The organism is Streptomyces sp. B1866 (assembly GCF_031932565.1).
Taxonomy (GTDB): domain Bacteria; phylum Actinomycetota; class Actinomycetes; order Streptomycetales; family Streptomycetaceae; genus Streptomyces.
The window spans coordinates 20,617-28,204 of record NZ_JAVSCF010000052.1; the positions used below are offsets into that span (position 1 = coordinate 20,617).

Sequence of the window (7,588 nt, forward strand, 5' to 3'; positions counted from 1 at the left end):
ATGACCGCGAGCACTTCCAGCGCGTACAGCGCCTACCGGGTCGGCGACCCGGTCGCCGACACCAAGGCCCCCGGCGGCCCCATCGAGGAGCGCTGGGACAAGCGCCGCTTCGAGGCGAAGCTGGTCAACCCGGCCAACCGCCGCAAGTACAAGATCATCGTGGTGGGCACGGGCCTGGCGGGCGGCGCGGCCGGTGCCACGCTCGCCGAGCAGGGCTACCACGTGGTGCAGTTCTGTTACCAGGACTCGCCGCGGCGCGCGCACTCCATCGCCGCGCAGGGCGGCATCAACGCCGCGAAGAACTACCGCAACGACGGCGACTCCATCCGCCGCCTGTTCTACGACACGGTCAAGGGCGGCGACTTCCGCGCCCGCGAGTCCAACGTGCACCGCCTCGCGCAGATCTCCGTGCAGATCATCGACCAGTGCGTGGCGCAGGGCGTGCCGTTCGCCCGCGAGTACGGCGGCCTGCTGGACACCCGCTCCTTCGGCGGCGTGCAGGTCTCCCGCACCTTCTACGCCCGCGGCCAGACGGGCCAGCAGCTGCTGCTCGGCGCGTACCAGGCGCTGTCCCGGCAGATCGCCGCGGGCAACGTGGAGATGCACCCGCGCACCGAGATGCTCGACCTGATCGTCATCGACGGGCGGGCGCGCGGCATCGTGGCCCGCGACCTGATCACCGGCACGGTCTCCACGTACCTCGCGGACGCGGTGGTGCTGGCCAGCGGCGGCTACGGCAACGTCTTCTACCTGTCGACGAACGCCAAGAACAGCAACGCCACCGCGATCTGGCGGGCGCACCGGCGCGGCGCGTACTTCGCCAACCCGTGCTTCACCCAGATCCACCCCACCTGTATCCCGCGCTCCGGCGAGCACCAGTCGAAGCTCACCCTGATGAGCGAGTCGCTGCGCAACGACGGCCGGATCTGGGTGCCGAAGGCCGAGGGCGACACCCGGCCGCCCGCCGAGATCCCCGAGGACGAGCGGGACTACTACCTGGAGCGGATCTACCCGTCGTTCGGCAACCTGGTGCCGCGCGACATCGCCTCCCGCGCCGCGAAGAACGTGTGCGACGAGGGCCGCGGCGTCGGCCCCGGCGGGCAGGGCGTCTACCTGGACTTCGCCGACGCCATCGCGCGCATGGGCAAGGAGAAGGTGGCCGAGAAGTACGGCAACCTCTTCGACATGTACGCGCGGATCACCGCCGAGGACCCGTACCGGGTGCCGATGCGGATCTACCCCGCCATCCACTACACGATGGGCGGCCTGTGGGTCGACTACGACCTCCAGACCACCATCCCGGGCCTGTTCGCCGTCGGAGAGGCCAACTTCTCCGACCACGGCGCCAACCGGCTCGGCGCCTCGGCCCTCATGCAGGGCCTGGCCGACGGCTACTTCGTGCTGCCGTCCACCATCAACGACTACCTGGCCCGGCACCCGCACGACGAGGTGGACCCCGGGCACCCGGCGATCGCCGAGGCCACCGGCGAGGTCAACGACCGGCTGCGGCGGCTGCTGGAGGTCGACGGCGACCGCACGCCCGACTCCTTCCACCGGGAGATCGGCGAGCTGCTGTGGGACGAGTGCGGCATGGCCCGTACGGACGCCGGGCTGCGCAAGGCGCTGGACCGGATCCCGGCGCTGCGCGAGGAGTTCTGGCGGCGGATCAAGGTGCCCGGCTCCGGCGAGCAGCTCAACCAGGCGCTGGAGAAGGCCAACCGCGTCGTGGACTACCTGGAGCTGGCCGAGCTGACCTGCCTGGACGCGCTGCACCGCAGCGAGTCGTGCGGCGGCCACTTCCGGGAGGAGTCCCAGACGCCGGACGGCGAGGCCGCGCGCGACGACGACCTGTTCTCGTACGCCGCCGCCTGGGAGTTCACCGGCACCGGCCAGGCGCCCGTGCTGCACAAGGAAAACCTGGTCTTCGAGTACGTCCACCCCACCCAGCGGAGTTACGCATGAGGCTCACCCTGCGCATCTGGCGCCAGCAAGGCCCCGAGGCACCGGGAGCCATGACCACGTACGACCTCGACGGCGTCAGCGAGGACATGTCCTTCCTGGAGATGCTCGACACGCTCAACGAGAAGCTCATCCTGGAGGGCAAGGAGCCGGTCGCCTTCGACCACGACTGCCGGGAGGGCATCTGCGGCGCGTGCGGCGTGGTCATCAACGGCGAGGCGCACGGCCCGGAGCGGACGACCACCTGTCAGCTGCACATGCGGGCCTTCGACGACGGCGACACCATCGACGTCGAACCGTGGCGGGCCGCCGCCTTCCCGGTGGTGAAGGACCTGATGGTGGACCGGTCGGCGTTCGACCGGGTGATCGGCGCGGGCGGCTTCATCAGCGCGCCCACCGGCAGCGCGCCCGAAGCGCACGCCACCCCGGTGCCCAAGCCGATCGCGGACACCGCCTTCGAGCACGCCGAGTGCATCGGCTGCGGCGCGTGCGTGGCGGCCTGCCCCAACGGCGCCGCGATGCTGTTCACCTCGGCGAAGGTCGTGCACCTGAACGTGCTGCCGCAGGGCGCGCCCGAGCGCGAGTCGCGGGTGCTGGACATGGTCGCGCAGATGGACGCGGAGGGCTTCGGCGGCTGCACCAACACCGGTGAGTGCGCGGTGGCCTGCCCGAAGGGCATCCCGTTCCAGAGCATCACGTCGATGAACCGCGAGTACCTGCGGGCGACGATGCGCGGCGGCCGCCCGGGCAACTGACCCCCCACAGGCCCTGTGCCGCGGCCCCGCCGGGTTCCCTCCCGGCGGGGCCGCGCCGCGCTACCGGCCGTCGCGCGGGCAGGCGAACTCCTGGTCCGGGCCCCAGCGGGTGACCTGGCCGGTGTTCTGCGCGAAGGCGCCGCAGGACAGCACCGGCTCCGAGCCGCCCCGAGCGCGGTGCAGGACCACCAGGGGCTTGTCCGTGGAGACGGCCCCGCCGCTCCGGTCGAAGTCCAGGTAGCCGCTGGCGCCCTCCTTCCGGATGCCGCGGTAGAGGCTGGACTGCACGTTGGACCGGTTGACCTCCCGGCCGTCCGTTCCGGCGTACGCCTCGTTGGCCGCCGCGGCGACCAGCTGCATGCCGTCGTACGCCAGGGCGGCGTGCCCGTCGTTGCGCCACAGGTCCTTCCGCCCGAACGTGCGCGCGTAGGCGTCGGAGAACTGCCGCGCGGTGTCGCTGCGCTGGTAGCCGACCGGCAGCACGTGCGCCGAGTGGTACAGGCGCAGCCACGCCGGATCCCGGAACGTGCCGGTGAGGGCGGCGTTGGTCAGCTCGTTGCCGCCCAGGACCGTCAGCTTCCGGCCCTCGCAGGGCGTGTCGTCGCCGAACGAGCTGAGGAAGGCCGCGAACTCGCGCGAGCGGGACGCCCAGTAGACGACCGTACGGGGCTCCGCCGTGATCCGCTCGCACACCGCCTCGGCCACGGCGTGGATGCTCTCCTCCTGGGTGACCCGGTCGCCGCCGGAGCCGGGCGGGCTGTCCGAGGCGTTCGGCGAGTACTGGAGGATGTGCGGGCGGCCGCCGAACCGCGCGGCGAAGTCCTCGCCGATGGTCCTGCTGTACAGGTCCGTCGGGTCCTCGATGACCACGGCCGCTTCGGCGGGCGCGCAGGAGCCGGAGGAGTCCTCCACGATCCGGGCCTTGCGCGCGAACTCGCTGACGATCCGCGCCTCCCGGCTGTTGCTGGGCGCCATGGACCGGTAGTAGCGGTTGACCTGCATCTGGTCCGCGGTGGCCGTGGTGCCGATGGTGGGGATGCCCGCGCCGCCGAGGATGCGCACGGCCTCCATGGTCTCGGTGCGGCTCTGCGTGATGCCCACCACGCCGATGATCTTCGGGTTCGTCGCGGCCTTCCGTACGATCTCCCGGGCCTCGGCGGGCGCGCGGGCGAAGCGCTCGCCCGCCTCCACCCGCTCGACGCGCAGCCACACCTTCTGGTCGTCGTTCCCGGCCTCCCGGTTCAGGTCCTGCTGGGCCAGGGCGATGCCGCGCAGCTCCGGTATGGCGCCGTCGAACCGCTCGCGGTCCAGCGTCGCCGGAATGGTCGAGCCCAGGTGCACCACCGTACGGACCTGCCGGTGGAGCTGGGACGCGGCCTCCTCGGCCTGCCGGTTCTGCGCCTCGATCATGTCCACCACCCGCTGGTACTGCTCCTTGGGCGAGACGGACCCCGCTTCCAGGGGTGCGGAGGCGACCGGGGCGGTGGCCGGACCGCCGATGCAGCCGGCGTCCGCGCCGCCGTCGCCGCCCACCGCGGGCCACAGCAGCAGCGGCGCCAGCACGCCGAGCCCGGCCACCAGCGCGGTGAAGCCCAGGACCAGCTCGGTCGCCGGGCCCATCCGGAACGTGCGCGGCGCGACCGGCGCGAGCGCCGACCCGCCCGCCCCGGACCGCGCCGGAAGGTCGACCAGCAGCGGCGCCGTGGCGCCCGTCGGCAGCCCGGCCGCCCGGTCCCAGCGCGCCGCGGCCCGGGCCAGCCCGATCCGCTCGCCGTCCGCCGGGGCGGTACGGGCCGGGCCCGCGGCCACCACCACGACGGCCGCGCAGCCGGTCTCGCGGGCGGCGGCCGCGTACTCCGCCAGGAACTCCGCGCCCGGGGCCTCCTCCCCGGCGCCGTCCGGCAGCTCCAGCAGCAGGACGTACCGGGTGAGCCGCCTGCGCCGCCAGGGCGAGAGGCGGCCGGGCCGGGCCGCCGACTTCAGGTCGTGCAGCAGCGCGCGTAGGACCAGCCGCTCCAGCACGGCGACGGCCTCCTGGCGGCCCTCCGGCCCGGCCGGGGCGACCAGCCGCGCGGCGTGCTCGAAGAACCCCACCGCCCGCCGCCCGTGCCCGATGCCGCGCCAGTCGGCGTACCAGCCGCTGCGGGCCGACCACAGCAGGCGGCGGTCGCGGCGGCGCGCCCACCACCAGCGGGGAAAGGTCTGGAACAGCGGGCGCAGCAGGACGCTGACGGCGAACGTGAACCAGCTCGGCCCGGCGGCGGCCCCCGGGTCCCCGCCGCCCAGCCGCCACAGCGTCCGGGCCAGCGGCGCCCGCCGCAGGTGCCGCGCGTACGCGTGGTCGCGCAGCGCCTCCCCGCCCTGCGGATCGGCGTCGGGCCCGAGGGCCCAGGCCACCACGTCCTGCGCGAGCGCGAAGTCGCGCAGCCGTAACCGCCCGGTGCGCCGCGGCGGGTCCTCGGCGAGCTGCGTGCCGATGTCCGTGCTCACCGGCCACCCGCCCCGCGCCGCGCGCAGCCGCGCCGCCGACACGCGCGCGTACGGCACCAGCTTCGCGCCCTGCGCCCGCAGACAGCCCTCCAGCTCGTCCACCGCCCGCGCCGCCCGCGCCCGGGCGCCGTCGGCGTCCTCTTCGGTTTCTCCATGGGCGAGCAGCAGGACGGGCGGCAGCAGATCCCTGGCCTTGGCCTGCCGGTCCCGCGGCACCACCGCGCGCCGCAGCGCGGCGGCGAACTCCTCGGCCTCGTCGCCGGTGAGAACCGGCCCGTCCTGTGCGTGTCCTGTCGTCGGCACAGCACCCCCCGTGTGGCCATGATGACGCTCCGAAGCCGTCACCGTACCAGCGGGGCCCGGGAGGGGTCCTGGGGCTTCATGTCACAACTTGGCAGCATCCGTCCGGGGCGCCGTGCGGACCGGCGGCCCGGCCCGGCGGCCCGGTCGCAGCCGACGGCGCCGGCATGGCCGAAACCCACCAGCCACGGAGTCGGCGAACGGACACGACAGCTTTCCTCCCCACCGCGAGCGTGGAACTCCGTAAAATCGTTGGGTTCCGCACGACAGGCATGGAGGGCGCGGGAGGGGGCCGCAGTGGGCCAAAGGCACGGCCGGGGCGACGGCGAGGTCCTGGACATCAGGACAGCGGACATCAAGGCGGTGGCGCCGGTGTTCCACGAGCAGAGCGGAAAGCTCAGCGACGCCCTGACCAAGCTGGTCAGGACGCTGGACGGGCTCGGGAAGCCGTGGGGGGATGACAAGCAGGGCAGGGAGTTCGGGAGTCACTACAGCCCGCAGCAGAAGAAGATCGAGAGTGCGGTGGGCGTGCTGGTCCTGGGGCTGGCGAGTGTGTACGAGGCGATGAACGACATGGCGGACGGTCACGTCGACAACGACGAGCTGATCGCCGGGATCTTCGCCCGGGACGCGCCAGGTGAGCCTGCTGAGGGCCGCCGCCGGTGAGCCTGGAGGACACGGCGCGGCATGTCCTGCTGAAGCTGGGGATGTGGTGGCCGGAGGCGAATTCCGGGACGTTGCGGCACGCGGCGGACGCGTGGCGGGAGTTCGCCGACAGCGTGGACGGGGTGCGGATCGCGACCGACAAGGCGGCCAGGACCCTGATCGAGCACAACCGGGGCGAGGCCATCGAGGCGTTCGCGGACTTCTGGTCCCGGTACGCCAAGGGGCGGGACGGTGGCTGGCTGAGCGATACCGCTGAGGCCGCGCGTTCCATGGCGAAGGCGCTGGAGAAGTTCGCGGACACCGTGGATGACGCGATCGAGAAGTTGTGGACGCAGATCGGGATCGATGCTTTGGCGATCGCGGGTGGTGCGGCGCTGGCGGTGTTCACCGGGGGTGCGTCGGAGGGGGTGGCGGCGGGCATCGTGGAGATGTCGGCGGGGTTGGGTGTGGCGGTGTCGGCGGAGGTGGCCGCGATCGCGGCGGAGATGCTGGCGCAGGCGGTGTTCCAGGGCGTGTACTCGGTGACGATCGATGCGGCGGTGGCGCAGCCGGTGCGGATCGCGCTGGGCCAGCAGCGGAGTTTCAGCCTGGAGGAGGTCGACGCGGCCGCGAAGGACGGCATGCTGGTGGGCGGGTTGTTCGGCGGCGTGCTGGGGGGTCTTGAGTACCGGATGAGCCCGTGGCTGGCCCAGCTGACGGGCCGACCGGCGTCTTTGCGGCTGGACCTGGTCAAGGCCGGGGAGATGGGCGGGGGCCGGAGTGCGGAGGGCCTGGCCTGCCGCCCGGCGAGGGCCTGTCCCAGTGCGGGCGAGCCGGTGGACGTGGCGTCGGGTGCGATGTGGATGGTGCAGACCGATCTGAGTCTGCCGGGCAGGCTGCCGCTGGTGTTCGAGCGCACGCACCTGTCGTCGTACCGGTCGGGGGTCTGCTTCGGTCCGACGTGGTCGTGCCTGCTGGACGAGCGGGTCCAGCTCGACGCGGAGGGTGTGGTGTTCGCGGCCGCGGACGGGATGCGGCTGGTGTACCCGGTGCCGGAGCCGGGCGCCGGGGTGCTGCCGGTCAAGGGCGCGCGGTGGCCGCTGGAATGGGACGGCAAACCAGGCGGCGTGATGACGGTCACCGACCCGCACACGGGTGTGGTGCGCACCTTCACGTACCCGGGCTCGACCGGAGTGCCGGGCACGGTGGACCTGCCGCTGGAGAGCGTGCAGGACCGGGGCGGAGCGCGGATCGACATCGACCGCACCGAGCAGGGCGCCCCGACCGCGATCCGCCATTCGGGCGGCTACCACGTGGCGGTGGACACCCAGGGCCCCCGCGTCACGGCCCTGCGCCTGCTGGACGAGCCCTGGTCCGGCTACGAGCCGGAGACGGCCGCCGACGCGGGCACGGGCGCGGGCACGGTGGTGATGCGCTAT

General features: G+C 73.2%; 5 protein-coding genes. 4 read left to right on the forward strand and 1 reads right to left on the reverse strand.

The genetic code is table 11. The features are described 5' to 3' along the window. Together RKE29_RS10410 and RKE29_RS10415 are read left to right on the forward strand one after the other, a co-directional pair. A complete protein-coding gene (locus RKE29_RS10410; protein WP_312004847.1) occupies positions 1-1,962 on the forward strand; it encodes a fumarate reductase/succinate dehydrogenase flavoprotein subunit in 1,962 nt (653 codons plus the stop codon). Next, positions 1,959-2,714: a succinate dehydrogenase/fumarate reductase iron-sulfur subunit gene (locus RKE29_RS10415; RefSeq protein ID WP_312004848.1), complete on the forward strand. Its 756-nt coding sequence runs from the start codon at positions 1,959-1,961 to the stop codon at positions 2,712-2,714. Before RKE29_RS10410 ends, RKE29_RS10415 begins: the two co-directional genes overlap by 4 nt. Before the next feature lie 60 nt (positions 2,715-2,774). Here the strand turns inward: RKE29_RS10415 and RKE29_RS10420 are convergent, their stop codons facing one another. Beyond that, positions 2,775-5,507, reverse strand: coding sequence for an ABC transporter substrate-binding protein (locus tag RKE29_RS10420; protein ID WP_312004849.1), 2,733 nt, complete (start codon positions 5,505-5,507; stop codon positions 2,775-2,777). Between the two features lie 294 nt (positions 5,508-5,801). Here RKE29_RS10420 and RKE29_RS10425 point away from each other — a divergent pair, with 294 nt between their 5' ends. Both RKE29_RS10425 and RKE29_RS10430 read left to right on the forward strand, forming a co-directional pair. Next, the gene (locus RKE29_RS10425; protein WP_312004850.1) at positions 5,802-6,170 is read left to right on the forward strand and encodes a hypothetical protein; all 369 of its coding nucleotides are present in this window, start codon (positions 5,802-5,804) and stop codon (positions 6,168-6,170) included. Then, positions 6,167-7,588: DUF6531 domain-containing protein (locus RKE29_RS10430; RefSeq protein WP_312004851.1), on the forward strand; the 1,422-nt coding region annotated here is incomplete at its 3' end. The genes RKE29_RS10425 and RKE29_RS10430, both read left to right, overlap by 4 nt.